Origin of the sequence: Alicyclobacillus fodiniaquatilis, from assembly GCF_042678105.1 — a bacterium.
In the GTDB taxonomy this organism is placed as follows: Bacteria; Bacillota; Bacilli; order Alicyclobacillales; family Alicyclobacillaceae; genus Alicyclobacillus; species Alicyclobacillus fodiniaquatilis.
Window position 1 is genome coordinate 170,767 of sequence record NZ_JBHUCX010000035.1, and the last position, 22,061, is coordinate 192,827.

22 protein-coding genes are annotated in these 22,061 nt (G+C 53.6%); 4 read left to right on the plus strand and 18 right to left on the minus strand.

Going from position 1 to position 22,061, the window contains the following annotated elements:
- Positions 1-23: 23 nt before the first annotated feature.
- The 3 genes from ACFSB2_RS14080 to ACFSB2_RS14090 all read left to right on the plus strand — a co-directional run bounded on the left by ACFSB2_RS14080 (position 24) and on the right by ACFSB2_RS14090 (position 3,432).
- On the plus strand, positions 24-1,586 hold the full coding sequence (locus ACFSB2_RS14080) for an SGNH/GDSL hydrolase family protein (RefSeq protein WP_377943705.1): 1,563 nt from the start codon (positions 24-26) through the stop codon (positions 1,584-1,586).
- A 102-nt stretch (positions 1,587-1,688) separates the two neighbouring features.
- Positions 1,689-2,588, plus strand: coding sequence for a C40 family peptidase (locus tag ACFSB2_RS14085; RefSeq protein WP_377943706.1), 900 nt, complete (start codon positions 1,689-1,691; stop codon positions 2,586-2,588).
- A 151-nt stretch (positions 2,589-2,739) separates the two neighbouring features.
- Positions 2,740-3,432: a glycosyltransferase family 2 protein gene (locus tag ACFSB2_RS14090; RefSeq protein ID WP_377943707.1), complete on the plus strand. Its 693-nt coding sequence runs from the start codon at positions 2,740-2,742 to the stop codon at positions 3,430-3,432.
- Between the two features lie 44 nt (positions 3,433-3,476).
- Here the strand turns inward: ACFSB2_RS14090 and ACFSB2_RS14095 are convergent, their stop codons facing one another.
- The 5 genes from ACFSB2_RS14095 to rpmE all read right to left on the minus strand — a co-directional run bounded on the left by ACFSB2_RS14095 (position 3,477) and on the right by rpmE (position 7,875).
- Positions 3,477-4,553 carry an L-threonylcarbamoyladenylate synthase gene (locus tag ACFSB2_RS14095; RefSeq protein WP_377943708.1) on the minus strand — a complete coding sequence of 359 codons (1,077 nt, stop codon included), beginning with the start codon at positions 4,551-4,553 and terminating at the stop codon, positions 3,477-3,479.
- A 10-nt stretch (positions 4,554-4,563) separates the two neighbouring features.
- On the minus strand, positions 4,564-5,256 hold the full coding sequence (spoIIR, locus tag ACFSB2_RS14100; RefSeq protein WP_377943709.1) for a stage II sporulation protein R: 693 nt from the start codon (positions 5,254-5,256) through the stop codon (positions 4,564-4,566).
- Positions 5,257-5,446: 190 nt separating this feature from the next.
- Positions 5,447-6,352, minus strand: a complete 906-nt coding sequence (gene prmC, locus ACFSB2_RS14105) for a peptide chain release factor N(5)-glutamine methyltransferase (protein WP_377943710.1) — start codon at positions 6,350-6,352, stop codon at positions 5,447-5,449.
- A 17-nt stretch (positions 6,353-6,369) separates the two neighbouring features.
- The gene (gene prfA / locus ACFSB2_RS14110; protein ID WP_377943711.1) at positions 6,370-7,440 is read right to left on the minus strand and encodes a peptide chain release factor 1; all 1,071 of its coding nucleotides are present in this window, start codon (positions 7,438-7,440) and stop codon (positions 6,370-6,372) included.
- A gap of 228 nt (positions 7,441-7,668) precedes the next feature.
- Positions 7,669-7,875, minus strand: coding sequence for a 50S ribosomal protein L31 (gene rpmE / locus ACFSB2_RS14115; RefSeq protein ID WP_377943712.1), 207 nt, complete (start codon positions 7,873-7,875; stop codon positions 7,669-7,671).
- Between the two features lie 231 nt (positions 7,876-8,106).
- On the opposite strand from rpmE, the gene ACFSB2_RS14120 reads away from it, so the two are divergent.
- Positions 8,107-8,310 (plus strand): hypothetical protein, encoded by a 204-nt coding sequence (locus tag ACFSB2_RS14120; RefSeq protein WP_377943713.1) that lies wholly within the window; start codon positions 8,107-8,109, stop codon positions 8,308-8,310.
- A 152-nt stretch (positions 8,311-8,462) separates the two neighbouring features.
- Here ACFSB2_RS14120 and rho read toward each other — a convergent pair whose 3' ends face one another.
- The 13 genes from rho to ACFSB2_RS14185 all read right to left on the minus strand — a co-directional run bounded on the left by rho (position 8,463) and on the right by ACFSB2_RS14185 (position 21,848).
- Positions 8,463-9,773 (minus strand): transcription termination factor Rho, encoded by a 1,311-nt coding sequence (rho, locus tag ACFSB2_RS14125; protein WP_377943714.1) that lies wholly within the window; start codon positions 9,771-9,773, stop codon positions 8,463-8,465.
- A 390-nt stretch (positions 9,774-10,163) separates the two neighbouring features.
- A complete protein-coding gene (gene fsa / locus ACFSB2_RS14130; RefSeq protein WP_377943715.1) occupies positions 10,164-10,811 on the minus strand; it encodes a fructose-6-phosphate aldolase in 648 nt (215 codons plus the stop codon).
- 108 nt (positions 10,812-10,919) lie between these two features.
- A complete protein-coding gene (locus ACFSB2_RS14135; RefSeq protein ID WP_377943716.1) occupies positions 10,920-11,282 on the minus strand; it encodes a response regulator in 363 nt (120 codons plus the stop codon).
- A gap of 100 nt (positions 11,283-11,382) precedes the next feature.
- Positions 11,383-12,990 carry a CTP synthase gene (locus tag ACFSB2_RS14140; protein ID WP_377943717.1) on the minus strand — a complete coding sequence of 536 codons (1,608 nt, stop codon included), beginning with the start codon at positions 12,988-12,990 and terminating at the stop codon, positions 11,383-11,385.
- Between the two features lie 98 nt (positions 12,991-13,088).
- Entirely contained in the window at positions 13,089-13,613 is a 525-nt protein-coding gene (gene rpoE, locus ACFSB2_RS14145) for a DNA-directed RNA polymerase subunit delta (RefSeq protein WP_377943718.1), read from the minus strand.
- Between the two features lie 193 nt (positions 13,614-13,806).
- Positions 13,807-14,589: an enoyl-CoA hydratase/isomerase family protein gene (locus ACFSB2_RS14150; protein WP_377943719.1), complete on the minus strand. Its 783-nt coding sequence runs from the start codon at positions 14,587-14,589 to the stop codon at positions 13,807-13,809.
- Positions 14,590-14,671: 82 nt separating this feature from the next.
- On the minus strand, positions 14,672-15,856 hold the full coding sequence (locus ACFSB2_RS14155; RefSeq protein WP_377943720.1) for an acetyl-CoA C-acetyltransferase: 1,185 nt from the start codon (positions 15,854-15,856) through the stop codon (positions 14,672-14,674).
- A gap of 162 nt (positions 15,857-16,018) precedes the next feature.
- Positions 16,019-17,998, minus strand: coding sequence for a heterodisulfide reductase-related iron-sulfur binding cluster (locus tag ACFSB2_RS14160; protein WP_377943721.1), 1,980 nt, complete (start codon positions 17,996-17,998; stop codon positions 16,019-16,021).
- Positions 17,999-18,118: 120 nt separating this feature from the next.
- A complete protein-coding gene (locus tag ACFSB2_RS14165) occupies positions 18,119-18,883 on the minus strand; it encodes a LamB/YcsF family protein (RefSeq protein ID WP_377943722.1) in 765 nt (254 codons plus the stop codon).
- A gap of 40 nt (positions 18,884-18,923) precedes the next feature.
- On the minus strand, positions 18,924-19,955 hold the full coding sequence (locus ACFSB2_RS14170) for a 5-oxoprolinase subunit C family protein (protein WP_377943723.1): 1,032 nt from the start codon (positions 19,953-19,955) through the stop codon (positions 18,924-18,926).
- Positions 19,927-20,640 (minus strand): 5-oxoprolinase subunit PxpB, encoded by a 714-nt coding sequence (gene pxpB, locus ACFSB2_RS14175; protein ID WP_377943724.1) that lies wholly within the window; start codon positions 20,638-20,640, stop codon positions 19,927-19,929. Before pxpB ends, ACFSB2_RS14170 begins: the two co-directional genes overlap by 29 nt.
- Before the next feature lie 113 nt (positions 20,641-20,753).
- A complete protein-coding gene (locus ACFSB2_RS14180) occupies positions 20,754-21,278 on the minus strand; it encodes a P-loop nucleotide/nucleoside kinase family protein (RefSeq protein WP_377943725.1) in 525 nt (174 codons plus the stop codon).
- Between the two features lie 54 nt (positions 21,279-21,332).
- A complete protein-coding gene (locus ACFSB2_RS14185; protein WP_377943726.1) occupies positions 21,333-21,848 on the minus strand; it encodes a DUF6886 family protein in 516 nt (171 codons plus the stop codon).
- Positions 21,849-22,061 lie beyond the last annotated feature (213 nt).

Here is a 22,061-nt window from a genome sequence, read left to right on the forward strand (position 1 = left end):
GATGCGCAGGAGGTGAATGGCCCATGAATCGAAAGAAGCGGTGGATTATCGTCAGTTCTTCAATTGGAACGCTGTTGGTGACTCTCGGCGCGCTCGTGGGCGCAACCTCAGAGAAGACGCCTGCACACGTGAAACCGCCACGAAAACAACTACAGGCGTCTTCCGCGCTCACACATTCAACGGCGCAAGCGCCATCCAAGCCTACCAAGGATGCAGGTCCAGTAAATAAACAGATCAAGAAGGCAAAAAATCTTATCAAACATCCGTTGCACGCACTCAAGGCGCCTAAAATCAAGTTACATGGCACCATCGTGTCACTCGGAGACTCCATCACATACGGATACGAATTGCCTGGCGCAAAAGGGACAACGCCCTCGCCTGACGCCTATCCGTTTCTGCTCGGCAACATCGTCCACGCCCATGTCATGGATCTCGGCGTCCCCGGTTGGACGACCGCCGATTTACTTGTTGCGCTGGACACGAAAACTTATCAGGAGGCGCTCCATCAGGCAACCTTGGTCACCGTGGACATTGGCAGCAACGACTTGCTGCACGACTTCAACAGCATCTTAGCCAGCTACATGGAAGGCAAAGAGCCCAAATCACTCAAACCGACCATCGCGCAATTAAAAACCAGCGTGCGCAAGCTGCCGAGGCAAATGACAACCATTGTGCAGAAAATTCGCCAGCACACCACAGCGCCCATCATCTTGGCCACCATTTACGATCCAGCGCCAGACAGCACCGTTTTTCAATCCTTCGCCAACCCTTATATCGTCCAGGCGAACAACGTGATCATGCGCGTGGCGGCGCAGCAACACACCTATTTATTCGATGCGTATGACGTCATCAACCACCATCAGTGGTCGCTCATTCGCTTGGCGCAAATCGACGTCCATCCAAACATCATGGGCCAAAAGGCGTTGGCTGCAGGCTTTAATGGCGTGCTCGAAAACAAGCTGTGGAACGAGCCGACCGTGTACGCCGTCACGCAGAATGGCGCTTTTGTATATGCAAGCAAGAACAAAAACGGCCCAAGGATAGGACGAATAAAGGACGTTCAAGGATATCGCGTCCTGCAGCAATGGCCCACATGGGACAAGATTGCGTATGGCAAGCAAATTGGCTATGTGACACGCAGCAGCGTCCATGAGATCTTGCGGCTGTATCGGCGTGCGGTCTTTGGCAAGCGGACGGTCAAAGTCCAGTCGATGACATGGCAGACGCCGAACAAGGTGAACATTGCGGGGTTGATGCTCGGCAACCGCCTGTACGCGCCCGTTTCCGCGCTGGCCAAAATCGCTGGCCGTACGGCCACATGGGACAATCGCACACGGACGGTGAACATCGCTGCCGGAAGTTCGCTGCAACTTGGCACAGAGCCGCAACTGCGTCAATTTGGTCAGACAGGGGTGCAGAAATCCATACAGATAAGCTATCTCGGGGCCGCGGTGCGCATCGGCGGTGAACTCGTTCACTTGGATGCTGAACCTTTTTCATACCAAGGCAACATATATGCGCCCGTCGATACGCTATGGCCTCAGCTAGGCGGCGAGATCGACAGCTTAGACGGCGAGTTTCGCTGATAACAGCGCCATCTTTTTAACATATTTGTCCAATTTGTCATGTATAAGCTGGCACCCATTGATGAACGCTTTCTTTAAACAGTGTTTTAAGGAGGCCTCATCATGCGTCGTTCCCTCTCTGTATTTACTGCTTGGGCAAGCGTTCTGGGCGGCGTTCTGGTGTTGCCTGGCTGTGCGACGACACCCCATTTGAACGGTGGCGCCGCAGCGGATGACAGTATCACCAGCTTTGCCGCCGGTGTGCCAAGCGCAGCCGCAGCTTCCTACCAGACGTATGTCCGCATCTTAGGCGCCAATCAAGTGCAACGAAACACGGTCGTCATCACCACTCGGCCAGTCGCGGCATACCAATCCGGCGAGGACATTCTCGATCTCGCCAGTCCCGACGGCGTCTCCAACTACATCGCTTCTGCATTCCCGCGCCAGCCTATCGAACGCGTGCTGCTGAAAAACGATGACGGCCGCGTATTCAAGCGGCTGCGCCTCGCAGCCGTTGAGCGCGTCTCGCCATCTGTCAATGCATCGGCGGCCACGTTCGCGCGGGGCCAACATATTGACGTGCCGCCCCCGGGCGTCACTATCGACCCGTCCGTCAAGCCGGAGGCAAACGCTGAGACATCGCGAGATGAGAAAACAGCCGCCGTCGTTTCTGTCGCCGAGGCGTTGATTGACCAACCCTACATTTGGGGGCACAACGTCGACAGAGGAATGCGCGGCTTTGATTCCGGCAATTTTGTGGCCTATGTCTATCACCATGCCCTCGGCTACCGCATGAGTGGTTCCAGCCATGCACAGTGGAATAATGTCGGTGTCACTGTGCCGATTTGGGATATGCAAAAAGGAGATTTGCTGATTTTTGAAGACGGGCGGCATGTCGGCATTTACCTTGGGAACAACGAGATGATTCAAGCTGGCGGCGGCCTTGGAGCAGTCGGTGTCGTATCTCTTGGCCCAGAGAGCTATTGGGGCAAACAGCTCACAACGGTGCGGCGTCTGTATTGACTCGGCGCAGGAGGCGCACGCGCAATCCACCAAACCAAAAACAAGGTGACGCGGCCCAAAGACATTGGCCGTGGACATCGAGCTTGAGCGGGACATACAAATAGACAGGGACACTTCGTTTAAGCGTCCACGCCAGAAGGGGGAAAATGCTGTGCCCAAGCGCAAACATGGACTCGTCAGCGTAATTGTCACAAACTATCAGAACGCAAACTATATCAAAGCGTGTTTGGATAGCATCCGGAAGCAATCTTATCGGGAATTTGAACTGATTGTGGTCGATGACTGTTCAACTGATGAGAGCCGCCATCTCATCCGGCACTGGAAGAAACGCTACAAACATCGCCTCAAGCATCGCATGCTATTTGTTTCAATGCCCCGCAATATCGGATTTCCAGGCGTGCTCAATGTGGCGATGTATCTCGCCAAGGGGGAATTCATCGCTGTGCAGGACGGAGATGATATCTCTCATCCCGAGCGGATCGAAAAACAGGTGGACTACTTGCGGCAACATCCGGATATCGGGATTGTCGGCACCAATTATAGGTTGTTCACAGAACAGCACACAACGCCTCTGGAAACGCCTGCATGGCTCGCATTTACACCGGGTGAGGTCCAAGCCATTTACCAAAATGGCGGCCATTGCGTGTCGCATGGAACCATCTTGTTCCGCCGTGAACTGTTCGACAAATACGGTGGTCCGACACGCCGCTTGGCGGGCGCTGAGGATTACGAAATGATTGCTAAATGTGTCCAGGATGGCGTGGGGGTAACCAATTTACAAGACGTTTTGTATTTTTACCGCCGCCATGACAAACAGCGCTCGCGGCACTACTATGGCGCCTGATGCCCAGATGGGCTACACCAACGGTTTGCTCTCGCGGACTTCTTCTACACCCGGAAGCTGCGACCTTCCGCAGCTTTTTGCAGTCGGTTCATCACGGCCGTGCCAATGCCGCGCGCAGGATTGACACCGTGCACCAAGATGTCTGTGATCCCGTCGTGATCACACGCGCGAAGCTGGCTGTAGAGATGCTGGGCCAACTCATCCGCGTACATCTCATGATGAAAGGGAATGAGCCGCACACCAGCGGGAAAGGTGTATCGGCTGAGAAAATCATCTGGCGCAATGACGGCCGGACGCATTGGCGGATGGCTATACATGGAGTCCTCGTCCAGCAAGAGCGTACACATAGCGGCATATATATCCGGCGCTTCACCCCACCACACGTGCACACGCGCGTCAGGCGCATAATGGCGATACCTCATGCCAGGCGCCAGTGGCGGTTTATCGGCGCCCATTAAATGCGCGTCATAGACGACCGGGATGTCCATCACGTCAGAAATCATCTCCTGCGTGATCCCACCCGGGCGCAGAATGATGACCTTGTCCTCCAACACAGTCAACACCGTCGATTCGACACCGATGCCACACGCGCCGCCGTCGAGCAAACCATCGATTTCGCCTGCCAGATCTTCAATGACATCTGCGGCTGACGTTGGGCTGGGACGGCCGGATCTGTTGGCGCTGGGAGCCGCGATGGGACAGCCGCTGGCGCGGATAAGCGCGCTGGCGATGGGATGCGCTGGCATGCGGACGCCCACCAATTCACTGCCAGGGTGCACCGACGGCGCAACCGCTGCGCTCGCTGGAAACAACATTGTGAGTGGACCGGGCCAAAATGCTTCCATCAACGCGCGTTCGCGGACTGATGGCGCATAACCTGAAGGAAGCAGCGGCGTCAGTTGGGACACCTCTGCAATATGTACTATCAATGGGTTGTCAGCAGGCCGATGTTTAGCTGCAAAGACGCGCCTCACAGAAGTCTCGTCCAGCGCATTTGCGCCGAGCCCATAGACCGTTTCTGTCGGAAAGGCCACGAGCTTGCCCTGCTGTATGTACTGAGACGCCGCTCTGATCGATTCATCGAATCCAGCCGACCGTTCATCAACCACCCATTGTTTCATACCGCATCCCTCATTTGTGGAATAGTTGTTTAACCGCCTTGATGGCTTCCTCACCATAGTCGATACTCGCCATACGAACTTGGACGGATTGCTTCTTGCCGTCTGCGCCCTGCACCTGTATGGTCTCCAGCGGCGGCAGATCCGGAAAACTGCCCGTGTTGGGCACGGCATCCCCTTCAGAGATATCGATGAAGCAAAGCGGTGGATAGAGCACACACCACCAGTTTGCCCCCTGGCCTTTCCCGATGGTAATGCGCAAGGCTTCGTAGTTGCCCGCTGGGTACACCTGATTCCCATAAATCTTGGTCGGGAATGGCACCTTTCCGACGTCTGTTTTAATCGACTCATAAACGCCATGCTGGTGCTCCACCGTCAGCGCCGTCTGTTCGATCTGCGGAATATGCGCAATGACAATTTTGCGCGCCTCACTCGCATTTTTGGCATTATGCACCCAACTGCCCACTTTTACTACGATTTGATCCCGAATGGTGCGCTTCAACGCCTGGTCACTCGCGCTGTCGCTGTTGGCAATGATGCGCAAACGCAGCGCTTCTTTCGGAATCGGCGCGTCATGCGGTGTGGCTACATTGCTGTACACCACATCCTTCGCTGCGGCTTCGGCTGGATGATGGAGCAACATGCGCCCGCCCCCAATCACCATCGCTGCAATTCCGGCAAATGCGACAAAGCGTTTCAGACCCATTCGGAATCCCTCCTACCATATCTAGCACTAGTCTGGCCAGCATCTAGTAGGGTTAAACCGAATTTGATAGATTTATTTTTAGAGGTTGTCCGCAAAAGCGCGCAAAGGCCCTCATACGGGAACCCGTGTATAACGATTGCCGGTCACCATCAAACATCTCAGACGGTGACTTGCCCCAAGATATACGCGTTTAATGCGCGCGTGTCAAGGCGACGACACGATGAACGCCGCGCAAATCGGCATGGATGGCTGGAGAAAAACCAGCCCAGGCTGGCTGTTTGTCAAACAATGCAGCGACCATCTCAGCTTGTCCCTGCCCCACTTCTAAAAACAACGCGGCTGGCCCCGGAGCAAATACATCTGTAGGCGCCAGAGCTGCGAATTGGCGATAAAAGTGGAGTCCATCGCTGCCGCCATCGAGTGCGAGATGTGGCTCATGCCGCTTTACATCCGCATCCAGACCAGCGATGTCGGCGCTCGGTATGTATGGTGGATTGCTGACGATGACATTGACGCAAGCCCCTTCTGCCGCTCGTTCACGCAACCACGCAAAGCCATCCGCTTTTACGACCGTCAGCGGCGCGTCCAGTCTGGCCGCATTATCTTTGGTCAGCGCGACAGCATCTGCCGAAATATCGACTGCATGAACCTGCGCGCGTGGACATTCACAGGCAAGCGTCACAGCAATACAGCCAGAGCCTGCGCCAATATCCACCACTCGCGCCACAGGCAGGTGTGTTTCAATCCATGTGGCCGCAAGATGCACCAACACTTCCGTATCCGGCCGTGGAATCAGACAGCCCGGGCGCGCTAGGAACGCGCGACCATAAAAATCGATTTCACCGATCAGATAGGCCAGCGGGTCACCCGCCACTCGACGGGCGCTCAGCGCTTCGAGCCTTGCTATGATCTCTTGTGGCACGCATTGTGTCAAGTGCTGCAGCATTTGCAAACGCCGCCATCCCGTGATATGGCACACCAACTGTTCGGCTTCGGCCTGTGTCTGATGCGACACATCCTCATTTGGCCAATCGGCGTAGATGTCGCGCGCCGCCAACCGATTGGCCGTCTGCCGCAAAAGCGCTGCGTACGTCATGCTTTCTCCCACCCGACTTACGCCTCCGCCTGCGTCAAACGCGACGTCCGATCAGCAACCATCAACCCTTGCACCAATTCATCCAAATCTCCATTGAGAACCGCATCAAGCCGATGCAATGTGAGACCGATCCGGTGGTCAGTCACACGGCTTTGCGGAAAGTTGTAGGTGCGGATGCGCTCGCTTCGATCACCCGTGCCGACTTGGCTTTTGCGCGCAGCCGCTTGCTCGGCATGCTGCTCGCTTTGATACTTTTCAAACAGGCGCGCACGCAACACCTTCATCGCCTTGTCACGGTTTTTCAACTGCGACTTCTCATCCTGACAGGAGACGACGATGCCCGTCGGCATATGAGTGATCCGCACGGCGGATTGAGTCGTGTTGACACTTTGCCCACCGGGACCTGTGGCGCAAAACGTATCAATGCGAATGTCCTTCTCATTTACTTCGACCGCGACTTCCTCCACCTCAGGCAACACGGCGACTGTCGCTGTCGAGGTGTGAATGCGCCCGCCCGACTCTGTCACAGGCACGCGCTGCACCCGATGGGTGCCACTTTCGAACTTCAGATGACTAAAAGCGCCCTTGCCTTGAATGGACATGGTCACTTCGCGAAAACCGCCCATATCTGTGTAATGCGCGTCGATGGTCTCTGCTTTCCAGCCGTGCTCCTCGGCGTAACGGGTGTACATACGCAGCAGATTGCCAGCAAACAGCGCGGCTTCTTCACCGCCAGCCGCCGCCCGCACTTCGAGAAAGACGTTTTTATCGTCGTTGGGATCCTTCGGCAACAACAAAACCTGCAGCGTCTCTTGGAGTTCCGCAATTTTGCCGTTCAGTTCATCTGTCTCCGCGCGCAAAAAATCGCGCATTTCATCATCCAGTTTCTCTTGAAGCATGGCTTTTGCTTCAGCCAGTTGCTCCTTTGCACCTTTGAGTTCGCGGTACGCATCGACCGTGGCCTGGAGATCTGACTGTTCTTTGGCGTACTCCCGGAGACGCGACGGATCTCCAGCGACGGCTGGATCGCACAGCCATTCACTCAATTGCTCGTAGCGTCTTTCCATCGCTTCTAGTTTGTCAAACATAAGATACACCATCCTTTCGAGGTGCAGGCGTGCATTCCCGAAGAAACACACTCAGGACGAAAAAAGCCAAAGTTGACACCACCGACCAGAGAGGTCGAGCCGCCCATACGGGAGGCCATCGGGTCCAACCATGGCTTTTCTCAAACTGGCGTCAGTCACAACACAAGAGGCTTCAAAATAAACCAATCCAAGCGGTTTGCATGCGCTTTGATTTCGCTTGACGCAATCTTATTGTGCTTTGATGCCATACTTTTTGTTGAACTTGTCTACACGACCACCCACATCAATGAGCTTCTGTTTCCCCGTGTAGAACGGATGGCACTTGGAGCAAATTTCGACGCGCAGGCTGTCTTTGACGGAGCCCGATTCGAACGTTTCACCACACGCACACGTCACAAGCACTTTATTGTAGGACGGATGAATATCCGGTTTCATTGCGTTCACCTCGATCCATTCATAAACACTGTCTTACACACTGCTCATCATTATAACAGACATTTTCAAGGTTGTCACGAACTATAAAAATTAAATCGCACATCATTTGTCATTTCATACGAAAAGATGCAAATCAATCCAATGAATTATTGCCCGCTTCTCCAGCGCTGGGTATGATGCCTGTGTCACATCATCAGGCCTTTGCCAAGGCCGACAAAGGGAGGATTTTTTATGAACAAACGCAGTCTTTTATCCATCGGCGCCGCCATTTCCACACTGCTTGTATGTACTGTTCCCGTGTACGCCGCTGTCCAATCCAGCGGCCAGCAGGTAAAACAAGACAATGTGCAAGCACAATCATTCCAAATGAAGCACGACGCGACCGCTTCGTCTCTTTTTGGCTTCCTGCCAGGCTGGATTGACGAGGATGACTGAGCAAGGCGCGATGAGGAACTGCTTCTAATCCGAACGAAGAAACAACTCACATGGCACTTTGCCCGCAAAACAGCGCCGCCTGCCCGCGGCGTTGTTTTGTCTTCAGCCAAAGTATACCATCAATTTGAAAAACAAAGGGGTATTGCATCAATTTAACTTGGCGTGCCCACAGGTGCGGAAGGTGTGGTGGCTGCCGCAGGTTTTTTCTCGCGTTGCAAGGAAAGGCTGTCGAGAAATTCTTTGTTGTTTTTGTAATGTCTGAACTTGCGCAAAAACATTTCGGTAAAGTCCTGGCTGTCGCCCATGGATTTGCGAATGGCCCACACTTTCTCCAGTTCGTCACGGGCAAGTAACGCCTCTTCACGCCGCGTGCCGGATCGACGAATGTCGAGTGAAGGAAACACCCGCTTTTCCGCCAATTTCCGGTCCAGATGAAGCTCCATATTCCCTGTGCCTTTAAACTCCTCGTAGATCACATCGTCCATACGCGACCCTGTGTCAATCAAGGCAGTGGCGAGAATGGTCAAACTGCCACCTTCTTCAACGTTGCGCGCAGCTCCGAAAAACCGTTTCGGACGGTGGAACGCGGCGGGATCAATACCACCGGAAAGCGTCCGACCGCTTGGCGGCACCACCAAGTTGTAGGCGCGTGCCAAACGCGTGATGCTATCCATCAAAATGATGACGTCCTGTCCATGCTCGACTAAACGCAATGCGCGTTCAAGCACCAATTCCGACACCTTAATATGATTTTCCGGCAGTTCATCAAACGTGGAAGCGACGACTTCCCCATTTACAGAACGTTGCATGTCTGTGACTTCCTCGGGACGCTCGTCAATCAGAAGTACAAAGAGGTGTGCCTCGGGATAATTCGTTGCGATACTGTGGGCAATTTCTTTTAACAGAACTGTTTTGCCTGCTTTTGGTGGTGCGACAATGAGTCCGCGTTGGCCAAACCCCACTGGCGTGAACAAATCGATGACCCGTGTCGCGATATGTTCAGAGGCGGTTTCCATGCACATCCGCCTTGTCGGAAACAGTGGTGTGAGAGCTGGAAAGTGGAGACGTTCCGCAGCAATCTCCGGACTGTATCCGTTGACTGCTTCGACGTGCAACAAGCCAAAATAACGTTCATTCTCTTTTGGTGGTCGGACCTTGCCGGAAACCAAGTCGCCTGTGCGCAAATCAAAGCGGCGGATTTGTGATGCTGCGACGTAAATGTCTTCCGTACTGGGGAGATATCCCACGGGGCGGAGAAAACCGTAGCCGTCTTGCATAATTTCCAAAACGCCTTCTGCAAACATCAAGCCGTCTTTCTCTGCTTGCGCCTTGAGAATCGCGAAAATCAACTCGCGCTTTTTCATTGTTCCGTAATATGGAATTTGAAATTCTTTTGCGTACTTGTAAAGTTCCGTTAGCTTCTTATCTTCCAATTCCCGAATATCCAAATGTGTCCCCCTCATTCTATGCCGCTGCACAGCGACGGCAGGGTAATGTTCATGATTTTATATGAATGGTCAACGCAAAAATGCGAGACCGACGTTTGCTATACAGCAAGAGAAAAGCAAACAACGTGCCTCAAGACGCTTCATTTCAAATGCACGAGCCAAGAAGACCTGATTAGGAAACGAAGGTGGAGAGGGTGGTGTCATGCTCCGAAGTAGAGGAGTATTGCAAATGGCGATGCAACAACGGCCACCAGCACGATTGCGAACAGTGACGTCGCACACTTGCTGACACAACAGATGATAACCATAGTATAGACCCGAAAAGGTCACTTCACAAGCGGGAAGACATAAAATATAGACAAAGAGAGGCGTCAGCCGCTTTTCGGGCTGACGCCTCGCGTTCGTTTATTTTTTTTGCAGTGTGCTCCAGTCTGCCAAGAAACGTTCAATCCCTCTATCTGTCAACGGGTGCTTAATCATGGTATCAAACACGCCGAATGGAATCGTCGCAATATGCGCGCCTGCTTTTGCAGCCTGCGAGACATGAATCGGGTTGCGAATGCTCGCAGCAATGATCTCGGTGTCAATCGCATGCAAATCGTAAACGTGCGCAATATCTTGAATCAAATCGACGCCGTCAAAACCGATGTCGTCCAAGCGTCCGATGAACGGGCTGACAAAAGTTGCGCCTGCGCGCGCCGCCATAAGCGCCTGCGTGGTGCTGAAGCACAATGTCACATTGGTGCGAATACCTTGTTGGGACAGGCGGTGCACCGCCTTTAGACCTTCTGTGGTCAAAGGCACTTTAATCACGATATTCTTGTGGATGGCAGCCAAAGGTTGCGCTTCCTCCACCATACCGTCGGCATCCAAGCTCACGACTTCAGCGCTGATTGGGCCATCGACGATTTCGATGATCTCCTTGAGCACCTGGATAAAATCGCGACCTTCCTTGGCCACCAAGCTCGGGTTTGTGGTCACCCCGCTCAATACACCCATTGCGGCAACTTGCTTAATTTCCTCTACATTTGCAGTATCAATAAATAATTTCACGACTGCTCGTCCTCCCTGCAGAATGGTAAGTCTGTCTATATCATACCACCTAGCCACAAGAACATGTCTGTCATCAGACATGCATGTGAAAAGTATCAGGCAGACTTCTTACGAGGTCAATTGTTCTTTTACTGCCTGACGAAGTTCATCGATGTCAAATGGCTTCGTGAAATGCGCCAGGGCGCCCATTTCCATCGCTTCTTGAATCAAATCCAATTCGCCATAAGCTGTCATCATGATGACTTTTGAATCCAGCTCCAGCTTGCGGATATTACGCAAAATTTCCAAGCCATCCATTCCCGGGATTTTCATATCCAGGAGAATGACATCTGGATGTTCCCTCTGAGCGATTTCCAGAGCGACCGGACCGTTGGGCGCTTGAAAAATCTCGTAACCTTCCCGCTGCAGAACCTCTTGCAAGAGCACACGAATGCCGAATTGATCATCAACAATCAGTACTTTATACCCCACAAAATCACTCTCTTCTAGGCCTACGAACCCTCTAAGCATCCCTGTTTCGTATTCGGCATCATACGCCTAGATTCCTCTTTGACAAAGGTGCAATCAACGTTTATCGATCCGCCTGATAAGCGAGGCTGGCAGCAATAAATTCACGGAACAACGGCTGCGCCCGGTTCGGCCGCGAGGTGAACTCCGGATGGAATTGCACACCGACAAACCAACGATGGCTTGGGATCTCAACAATTTCAACGAGGCGGCCATCCGGGCTCGTCCCCGTGACCGAAAGACCTGATTCTTCCAAGGCGGATCGGAATTCATTGTTGAACTCGTAACGGTGACGATGGCGTTCCGACACCCAATCCGTCTTGTAGGCCAAAGCGGCATATGAATCATTGCGCAGTCGACACGGATACGCGCCCAAGCGCATTGTGCCACCTTTGTCCTCGATCCCCTTCTGCTCCGGCAGCAAATCGATGACTGGGTACTGTGTATCGGGATCAAACTCGCTGGAATGTGCGCCGCTCATCGCGGCGACGTGGCGCGCATACTCAATGACCGCAATCTGCATGCCCAAGCAGATGCCGAAAAACGGGATATTGCGTTCACGCGCATACTGGCAAGCGATGATTTTTCCTTCGATACCCCTGTCGCCAAATCCGCCTGGCACCAGAATGCCATCGACACCTGACAACAGCTTGTCCACGTTCAATTCAGTGACATCTTCCGACTGTACCCAGGTGATGTCCACCTGCGCATCAGTGGCAAAGCCGCCGTGATTGAGCGAAGAGACCACAGATGCGTACGCATCCGGCAACGCGACATACTTGCCGACCACCGCGATGCGAACCGTGCGATGCCGCGCCTTGATGCGGGCCACCATCTCTTCCCACTCCGCCAAGTCAGGCGCTGGCGCCTCTATCCCGAACTGGCGCAAAACGATGTCATCCAGTCCTTCGGCATGCAACATCAACGGCACTTCGTACAGGACTTCTGCGTCGCCGTTTTCAATGACCGAATCCTCGTCCGTGTCGCAGAACAAAGCAATTTTGCGCTTGACGTCCGGTGTCAGCGGCACTTCCGTGCGACAGACAATGATATTCGGAGTAATGCCGATGCTGCGCAACGAGGCGACACTGTGTTGCGTCGGCTTGGTCTTTACCTCGCTTGCGACTTTCAGATAGGGGATGAGCGTGACGTGGATATAGAGTACGTTATTCCGCCCGACTTCACCCTTCATCTCGCGAATGGCTTCAAGGAACGGTTGACTCTCAATGTCGCCGACCGTACCACCAATTTCGGTGATGACGACATCGGTATCAGGTTTCGCAGCCTGCATGATCCGCTCCTTGATCTCGTTGGTCACGTGCGGAATGACTTGCACAGTGCCACCAAGATAGTCGCCGCGGCGCTCTTTCGAAATGACGGACCAGTAGATGCGCCCGCTGGTCACGTTGTTCGCTTGGCTCAAATTGATGTCGATAAAACGTTCATAATGCCCAAGATCCAGGTCGGTCTCTGCGCCATCGTCGGTGACAAACACCTCGCCGTGCTGATAAGGACTCATCGTGCCTGGATCTACGTTGATATATGGATCAAATTTTTGAATAGTGACTTGAAGCCCACGGTTTTTTAACAGCCGTCCCAAGGATGCAGCGGTAATTCCTTTACCCAGTCCGGAAACCACGCCGCCAGTCACGAAAATATATTTCGTGGTCATGAAAAGTGCCTCCTCAACAGTTTAGGACATGTGCTCCGGCACACAAAAACAGCGTTCTGGACGGTACCAGAACGCAGTCAAAGAAAACTGCGCGAATGTCAGTCTTCTTCTTCTTCCTCTTCATCGTCTTCATCATAGGATTCTTCTTCTTCTTCTTCGTAATCCTCGTCTGACACCGAATCGTCGTCGTCATCATCTGACACCTCTTCAAAATCGGCGTCATCTTCGCTGATTCCTTCGTCGTAATCGCTATCGTCAGCCTCAATTGGCTCTTCACTCTCATAATCATCATCGTCGTCATCGTCGCCAAATGCGTCGCCAGATTTGCGAACGAATTTTTTGCCGCTCAACCGTTCGGCGACTTTGTCGCTGGGGTACCAGCGATTCAGCCCCCACATGTTTTTGCCAATCCAAATAAAACGGCCATCAATATTGATTTCCGTAAAGACGCGTGCGATGACTTCGTCTACTTCTTCTTGAGAGAGATTGCGCAACGCTTGAATTTCCTTCATGATGTCGAGGAAATACAGCGGCTCTTTTTTCACCTTGAGGATCTCATAGGCCAGCTCCACCAGCGGCATCTGATGAATCTCGTGATCCGGCCGACTTAACGTGACAGCCATTTGCACCCGTCCCTTCTACACCTCTTAGCAAATACATGGATTATAGCACACGCCGCAAGACAGTGTCATGCCAAATTCACGACTAAGCATAAAACCAATTGTTGCCTCATGTTGCTCATTGTATCCAAAATCTTTGCCGTTTGTACTCATCGAACTTGAGAAAACCCTAATTTCCACCGTTCATTCAATTGCGCTACTCGCCACGAAATGTCGCTTGTCGCTTCGCCAAAAAGGCTTCCATCCCCTCTTTTTGATCTTGTGTCGAAAACAGGAGACCAAAGAAACTGGCTTCAAGTGCTTGTCCCTTGCTCAAATCCAACTCCGCTCCGTCATAGACGGCGCGCTTCGCATAAGCGAGCGCCAGCGGGCCTCGTTTAGCCAACGCCGCAGCCAACTGCAACCCGCTTTCAAGCAGTTCGTCGGCTGGCACCACCTGCTGCACCAACCCGTACTGCAACGCTGTGGCGGCATCTATGCGCTCCCCGGTCAAAATCATCTGCAGTGCGCGCCCCTGGCCCACAATGCGTGGCAACCGCTGGCTGCCGCCAAACCCCGGCGTCACGCCCAACGCCACTTCCGGTTGGCCGAACTGTGCGCCTTCTGCCGCAATACGCATGTCACATGCCATCGCAAGTTCCAACCCGCCGCCCAGCGCATAGCCGTGGACAAGTGCAATGGTCGGCTGCGGCAAATGTTCCAAGGCCGTAAAAATGCGTTGGCCCAGACGAGCGAATTGTTCCGCCTCGGCAGGAGACATGGACTGCATCTCCGCAATATCCGCCCCTGCTGCAAAAGCGTTGCCGACGCCTCGCAGAATGACGGCCCGCAAGTCACGCCGCCCTGACAGCATGGCGATATGCGCCCCCAATTCGGCGATAAACGCGCGATTGAGCGCATTGCGTTGACTTGGTCGATTTAAAGTCAAAATGGCTGTTGAGTCATTCACCTGCATGTCGATCCAATTGTCCTGTGCCACAATATCTCCTCCAAAATGTTGAACATCTGATGTTACGCGACCATTTGGCCACTTAGACCAGCACCGAGCCAAAACGCGCCTTTTATTCCCCGTACACCTCAAGTAAAACGGCGTCCCCCTGCGCGGCGCCGCTGCAAATTGCAGCGATACCAAGCCCGCCGCCCCGCCGCCGCAACTCGTGCACCAAAGTCGTCACAATGCGAGCGCCACTTGCCCCTATCGGATGGCCATACGCCAGCGCCCCGCCGTTTACATTAACTTTCTGTGTTTCATACTCAAGCATTTTACCGCAAACCAGAGGAACCGCAGCGAACAACTCGTGGATTTCAAACAAATCGATATGCGCAAGTGTCAATCCTGTTTTCTGCAGCAATCGACGGATGGCAAGGGCCGGCGCAATGGCCAACTGGCTCGCTTCAGTGCCGACCTCGGTCGAAGCGAGAATCCGCGCAAGTGGTTTATGCCCACCTTGCACTGCGTAATTCTCTTCCATGACCACCAACGCCGCTGCGCCGTCATTGACGCTGGCAGCGTTGCCAACCGTCACCGTGCCTTTCGTCTCACACACTGGCGATAAGTTTGCCAGCGACCGCAGTGTCATGTCCGTCTTCGGCGCCTCATCACTCTCTATCTCTCGGGCACTCGCTGCGTTCTTGACCGGAACGGGTATCAACTCATCTGCCAGACGTCCCTTATTCCTCGCGAGCAGTGCGCGTTGGTGGCTGCGCAAAGCAAAGGCGTCCTGCTCCTCTCGCGTGACGCCGTACGCCTTAGCAGCTTCACTGCCATGCTCCGCCATGTGGACAGCATGAAAGGCGCACGTCAAACCGTCTACAAGCATGAGATCGAGCAATGGAAGATGCCCCTCCTGCAATCCTTGACGAACACCTTGCAGCGCGTGCGGCGTGTTGGAGGCGCTCTCCATCCCACCAGCGACAGCCACCTGCAAGTCCCCCGCCCGAATCAAGGCATCCGTCAATGTGATGGATCTCATGCCAGACGCGCAACTCTTGTTGACGGTCAGCGAGGGCGTCTCCCATGTCAGCCCAGCCAAACGCGCAGCTTGCCGCGACGGATTCTGTCCCTGTCCAGCTTGGAGCGCCATGCCCATATAAACGCCATCTACCTCGTTTTTAGCCACACCCGCACGCGTTATCGCCGCTTCAATGGCTGTCCCCCCCAGCGCCATGGCAGACTGCGCCCGCAGAGCGCCCTGAAAGTTGCCAAAAGGTGTGCGCACAGCACTCACAATCACACTTCGAGTCATCAACAGCGCCTCCACGCGGAATTGTCCAATATACGAATTCCAGAATTTCATTGCCGCTTCATCAAGCAAACTTCCCCATCATGATGAAAACGAAAAAGAAAGCGATTTCATTAACCTTCACAAAATGCGGATGCAGCCTACTTGCCCCGCATCCGCACATGATCAGACACCAATGGACGCCGCCAACAGTTCGATCACGTCATACGTTTCGATCACGTCTTCCTGCCCGTGCGCCTTTGTTCCATCTATCAGCATGTTCATACAATACGGACAGGCTGTGCCAATCACAGTGGCCCCTGTTTGAATGGCCTGCTCAGCGCGCATGACGTTGATACGCGTCCCAGACTCTTCTTTGAACATCCCACCGCCGCCAGCGCCACAGCACATGCTCTTCTCCTTATGGCGCTCCATCTCGACCAATTTGACGCCCGGAATCGCCTGTAAAATAAAGCGCGGCGCATCATAAATGCCATTGTACCGTCCGAGATAACAGGAATCGTGATACGTGACCGTTTTTTCAAGCGGAATGGACGGCTTAAGATGACCTTCTTCAATCAGCTTCGCGGCAAACGTTGTCGCATGAAACACTTCCGCCTCGTAGCCAAAATCGGGATACTCGTTTTTGAAAGTGTTATATGCATGTGGATCCGTTGTGATGATTTTTTGAACGCCATACGTTCGAAAAAGCTCAATATTGGCTTCCACAAACGATTGATACAAAAACTCGTTGCCCAAACGTCGAGCGGAGTCTCCATCGCTCTCTTCCTCATCGGCCAAAATGGCAAAATCGACACCTGCAGCGAGCAGAATCTTGGCGAACCCTTGAGCGATTTTTTGCGCCCGCTTGTCAAACGAAGCAGCTGTGCCGACAAAGAATAGGTACTCTGCTTTCCCTTCCACTTCTGCCATCGTCTTGACAGGTATCCCCTCTGCCCACTTGGCTCTGTCGCGGCGTGTAATGCCCCACTCGTTCGACTGGCGTTCAAGGTTTTGAAACACCTTGTTCACCCCCGGCGGCGCATCGCCTTCAGTCAGCACCAAATACCGCCGCAAATCGATGATGTCCTGCACATGTTCATTGCCCACCGGGCAAGCTTCTTCACAAGCGCGGCACGTGGTGCAAGCCCACACTTCTTCCTGTGTGAAGACGCCATCAAACAGAGGCTGCGACGACAGCGATTCGGCGCCAGCGGCCATTTGCGCAAGCATCCCTGGCCCTTCAAGCACGATTTGATCCTTCATTTTTAAAATCACATTGCGCGGCGACAAGGGTTTGCCGCTCAGCGTTGCCGGACAGTTGACGTGACAGCGGCCACACTCGGTGCATGCATACCCATCCAGCAGTTGTTTCCAAGTGAATTCCTGAATTTGACCAGCGCCAAATGTCTCGATACTTTCGTCTTCGAGGTCCAATTTTGTCAATTTCCCCGGTGATTCATAGCGACGAAAATACCAGTTGGCCATCGCGCCCAGCATGTGCAAGTGTTTGGAGCGTGGAATGACAATCATAAAGGCGACAAGACACAGGATATGCACCCAAAAGCCCGCATCGGCTAAAATCACCAGCGTCACATGGGCGTCCCCAGAAAGCGCGTGCGCAATTTGATTGAGCACCGGCGACGCGTTGCCTGGATATGCCCCGGTTTGGGCGATATCCGCGCCAGTCACGACAAAATAGGTGATGACAATCAACGCGATGAGACACAAGATAAAGCCAGCCTCAAAGCTGACCTCCGTGCGCATGGGGCGAAGCGCATAACGCCGCACGCCTGCGACGACTATAGCAGCGATGACCAGCAGCGAGAACATCTCCTGCATGAACGCATACCAAGCCATCGTCGCCCAGGGAAAATGCCAGCCGCTGAGATGAAAGACGATGAAGTCCAAGTCGCCAAAAACCAGGACGAGGAAGCCCCAAAAAATAAACAGATGGCCTAAGCCAGACGGTTCCGCTATGACCTTTTTCTGCAAAAGCACATTGGTGATAAAGCTCCATATCCGCTCTCGGGATCTTCCAAAGCGCGCCTTGTCCGGCTTTGCCAACGTCAGAAACTTGAAACGGGCAAAAACGGCCGCCGCAAACAGATAAACACCTGTGCCAAACACGAGAATGAATAGAATCAGTTGAATCAAGCGCACCATCACAAATGCCTCCTCGTAGAAATAAGGGGCGATTTCGAAAACCGACCAACCGGTCGGTTCCATATACATCATACCATACCAAGGGACGCAAAAAGCGGCTCGCCACAATGATGAATGCGCTTACTCCTGAGTAGGTGCCTGCACTTGTATCCCTGCTTCCGTCAATGTCGAAATCAACGCCGCAGCAAACGCAGGCGCATCAGGATTATCCCCATGCAGACAAACTGTGTCGGCGACGATGTTGACTGTTTCCCCTGTACGGGCAATCACTGTGCCAGTTTGCACCATTTGCACCACCTGGGCAATCGCCGCTTGCACGTCGTGGATAACCGCATCGGCGTGTGTCCGCGGCGTAAGCGCGCCATCGGCTTCATACCGTCTGTCGGCAAACACTTCATGCACCACCGCCAATCCTTTGTCCGCCGCGGCAATGGCCAGTTCACTGCCATATGGCGCGTACATCGCCAACTGCGGGCTGACGTCCCAAGTCGCGGCAACAATGGCATCAGCGACGCTTCTATCCTTCGCCGCAACGTTGTATAAAGCCCCATGCGGCTTCACGTGACGCAAACGCCCACCGGCCACATCGACAAAGACAGACAGCGCGCCAAGCTGGTATACGACGTGATCGTACAATGCTTTTGCGGAAAGCTCCATGACGCGACGGCCGAATCCTTGACGGTCAGGATAACTCGGATGTGCGCCCACAGACACACCGCACGCCAACGCGCGCTCAACTGTCTGACGCATGACCGTAGGGTCTCCAGCATGGACGCCACAAGCGACATTGGCGGAAGAAACCAGGTTTAAAAGCCCTTCATCATTGCCAAATTGGTAGACCCCATAAGCTTCACCCAGGTCACTATTGATATCTATGTACTTCATCATTGTCCCATCCCTCTCCTTGCGCCAACAGCGCTGGCGGCTATACGCCCGCTGGCGGCAAACTGTTCCGCTGATCTGCGATTTGCCTCGCCAATAACGCCTGTTGCGCCGCCTGCTGCCGGCGAGCCCCTACCGCATGGGCGAGATCCACTTGGACAAACCGGACAACATCATGCGGTCTGGCCTGCGCCAACTTCGGTAAATCCGCTCCGATGACCGTTGCAATTTTGGGATACCCGCCTGTCGTTTGACAATCCGCCATCAGAATAATCGGTTGCCCGCTGGCAGGCACCTGAACACTGCCGAACACCACCGGTTCCGAACGCATATCCATCGTTGGTGGTGTCACAGTTTCTCCTGCAAGGCGCAGACCCATCCTATCCGATTTCACATCAATGCGAAACGCCTGTTCAAAAAAAGCCCTTTGGACATCGGGTGCAAACAGATGATACTGTTCACCAATCAGCGCTCGTATAGTGATGACACCCGTTTTCGATCCCGTTTCATCAGCCACCCGCCAGCGCGGCGCCCAAACGCGTTCACCCAGTTGCGCGAGCCCTTGCAATGGAGGCGCATTTTGCCGCCGAATCGGCAAAATGTCCCCCGCTGTCAACGTCCGGCCATCTACACCGCCAAGCTGAAACCGCGTCAGGGTACTCTGACTGCCCAGTGTCTCCTGAATCCGAAACCCGCCTTGCACAGCGAGGTACAGCCGCGCCCCCGCCAGCGCTGTGCCAATTTGTAGCGTGGCGCCAGATTCCAGCCAAAGCGGTTTGTTCACAGGCACCGCCTGCCCGTCGACGCGAATGTCAAAGCGACCGCCGCAAAGCCCTATCCAAGTGGACTGCGGAAAAAACAAAGATGGCCCTGCGAAACTGCATTCCAGCGCCCCCACGCCTGGCGGATTGCCAACCAGCAAGTTGGCGACGGCCAAAGTTTGGCCATCCATCGCGCCACCTGGCGTCACGCCATACCAGCGATAGCCAAACCGCCCCACATCCTGCAGCGTTGTGTGCAGTCCGCCATCGAGCACCCGCAGGTGATCACCGATTGTGCTGCTGTCGTAGGACATCATACTCCTCCTCGGAAATGGCGGAGAACCGCACATAATCACCGGGACGCAAACTCGTTGGCGGCGAAGCGTTGACGTCGAAGAGGGGAAGCGGCGTCCGGCCAATGATCTGCCAACCCCCAGGCGTGCTAAACGGATAAACCCCCGTCTGCTTCCCCGCGATCCCAACAGCGCCAGCGGCAATCTTCAACCTTGGCGTGGCTTTGCGCGGCGTCGCCAGCGTCTGATCCATCCCCGATAAATACGGGAAGCCCGGCGCAAAACCAATCATCACAACCCGATAAAGCGGCTGTTGGTGGCGGTGAATAACCTCTTGCGCCGCCAAGCCAGTATGTACCGCGACCTCCGTCAGATCTGGTCCATGCACGCCGCCATAACAAACCGGAATCTCCACCACCGCGGCATCAGGTTCACCTTTCTTTGACGATGCGGCGCAAATCTCGCCATACGCAATCTCCAGCCACGCGGTGACAGCGGCGAGATCGACCACGAGCGGATCGAAATAGACGGCCAGACAGTGGTAACCGATGCTCCATTCGATTACCCCTGGGCAGTCGACGCCATCAAGCTGCCTTGACATTCTTATCGCTGGATCTGAAATGCCCTGCACCGACTGCGGAAAGCGCATCAGCACAGCGGCGTCCCCCATGGGTTGAAAAGAGAGGGTACTGACCACGGGCATCATCCTCACATGTTTCGTATATTTACATGGTACATAAGTCCATTCGCAGTGACTACCAGTTTAACGAGGCGGCAAAATGCACAGCTAAGCGCAAAGGCCCGCTGCCATCAAGTAATTTATGTTCGCCTACTCTGTACATATGCGATCACTCGTTCCACCAAAGTGTTATCGTCTGTGGTTGTGTCGAGCACAAGTTCACCAGGCAGCACACCCGTACGCATTTTTGCATAATGTTCTTTGAGCGCTTGGACGTCCGTCAAAACCTGATTGGGCGAAGGATTGGCTTTGCGCGCGTCCAAACGCGCTGCCCAGACCGTTTCATCTTCGCAGACACACAAAATGGGTTTCAGCACACCATTCTGCGCTTCAACCCACGACTTGAGTTGCTCTACATCATCCAAATGGTTATGACCAAAGTCGATGATGATATCCGCTTCACAAGACAACGCCGACTGCAGCAACTGATGGAGGACATCGAAACAAATTTGATTCCGGGCGTTGCGATCCGTCAGAAACACCGCAACTGAGTCATAGATGTCATCCTTGTGCACGACCATGGTATTGAGCCGCTTGCCCAACGCTTTTGCCAACGTGGTTTTGCCCACGCCTGCTTTTCCTCTCACCACAATGACATTGGCCATGTCCTGTTCCGCTCCCTGTTTTAATATTGCACTACCCACGCAAATCAAAATCCATCATAAAGCGCTTGCGTTGGCGAATCGATGTATGCCGAAATCCGTCAAAGATGAGCGCAATATCGCATCCCGCAGCGGGTTTAGGTTCGGGGTAAAACGGACATCTATCTTCAATGCGATTAATCTCTCTAACAGATTGCTGATTGCTTCTTTGTGGATAGGTTTCGTTGTCTCTGTGGATATGTAGTAGCCAGCCGATTCATCAAACAGCTGAAATTGTTCCGACGGCATGCTGTATTTGTATAGCGTCGTGTTTTTGATCCGCTCATACCAATGTGTCTCGACTGTGATCACGATATCCGAGCAGGTTAAACCGAAGAATTTTTCATTGTCTTTTTCAGTGACCTCCTCGTTTCTCGTATAGACGATTCTCGGACAATCCCGCGGAAAATAGAAGGTAAACGCATGCGCATCATCAATCGCCCAAACGACGGGAGGCATGTTCGTGCGGTTTTCCTTCACTCTGGGGATAAAAATGTCGATGTCACGCTCTTCGCTAAAGTGAAATAGTTCCATCGTCATCCTCCGTTTTCTAGTAAAAACATCATCGCATTTATATCGTTTTATTCTAGCTTGGTTACAAGATTTAAAGCCAAACAATTCTTGACTATCCGGAAATTACCCGCACCAAGTTTGAAGTTCGAAATGGATACAAACACGCGATACATCGCGGGGTCAATTTGGATGAAACGAAGGTTTTCAACCTTCTTTTCCGGCGCGTTAAAGGCA

Excerpts from the sequence above, each read along its gene's own strand:
- rpoE (WP_377943718.1), bottom strand. The coding sequence starts at position 13,613 with ATGGCTGTCACGTTAAGTCGGCCGGATCACGAGATTCATCAGATGCCG.
- ACFSB2_RS14165 (WP_377943722.1), bottom strand. The coding sequence starts at position 18,883 with ATGAAGTACATAGATATCAATAGTGACCTGGGTGAAGCTTATGGGGTC.
- ACFSB2_RS14085 (WP_377943706.1), top strand. The coding sequence starts at position 1,689 with ATGCGTCGTTCCCTCTCTGTATTTACTGCTTGGGCAAGCGTTCTGGGC.
- prfA (WP_377943711.1), bottom strand. The coding sequence starts at position 7,440 with ATGTTTGACAAACTAGAAGCGATGGAAAGACGCTACGAGCAATTGAGT.
- ACFSB2_RS14095 (WP_377943708.1), bottom strand. The coding sequence starts at position 4,553 with ATGAAACAATGGGTGGTTGATGAACGGTCGGCTGGATTCGATGAATCG.
- prmC (WP_377943710.1), bottom strand. The coding sequence starts at position 6,352 with ATGACGTACGCAGCGCTTTTGCGGCAGACGGCCAATCGGTTGGCGGCG.
- ACFSB2_RS14155 (WP_377943720.1), bottom strand. The coding sequence starts at position 15,856 with ATGACTCGAAGTGTGATTGTGAGTGCTGTGCGCACACCTTTTGGCAAC.
- ACFSB2_RS14185 (WP_377943726.1), bottom strand. The coding sequence starts at position 21,848 with ATGGAACTATTTCACTTTAGCGAAGAGCGTGACATCGACATTTTTATC.
- ACFSB2_RS14160 (WP_377943721.1), bottom strand. The coding sequence starts at position 17,998 with ATGGTGCGCTTGATTCAACTGATTCTATTCATTCTCGTGTTTGGCACA.
- ACFSB2_RS14140 (WP_377943717.1), bottom strand. The coding sequence starts at position 12,990 with ATGACCACGAAATATATTTTCGTGACTGGCGGCGTGGTTTCCGGACTG.
- pxpB (WP_377943724.1), bottom strand. The coding sequence starts at position 20,640 with ATGATGCCCGTGGTCAGTACCCTCTCTTTTCAACCCATGGGGGACGCC.
- spoIIR (WP_377943709.1), bottom strand. The coding sequence starts at position 5,256 with ATGGGTCTGAAACGCTTTGTCGCATTTGCCGGAATTGCAGCGATGGTG.
- ACFSB2_RS14180 (WP_377943725.1), bottom strand. The coding sequence starts at position 21,278 with ATGGCCAATGTCATTGTGGTGAGAGGAAAAGCAGGCGTGGGCAAAACC.
- ACFSB2_RS14080 (WP_377943705.1), top strand. The coding sequence starts at position 24 with ATGAATCGAAAGAAGCGGTGGATTATCGTCAGTTCTTCAATTGGAACG.
- ACFSB2_RS14120 (WP_377943713.1), top strand. The coding sequence starts at position 8,107 with ATGAACAAACGCAGTCTTTTATCCATCGGCGCCGCCATTTCCACACTG.
- rpmE (WP_377943712.1), bottom strand. The coding sequence starts at position 7,875 with ATGAAACCGGATATTCATCCGTCCTACAATAAAGTGCTTGTGACGTGT.
- rho (WP_377943714.1), bottom strand. The coding sequence starts at position 9,773 with ATGAGGGGGACACATTTGGATATTCGGGAATTGGAAGATAAGAAGCTA.
- ACFSB2_RS14170 (WP_377943723.1), bottom strand. The coding sequence starts at position 19,955 with ATGTCCTACGACAGCAGCACAATCGGTGATCACCTGCGGGTGCTCGAT.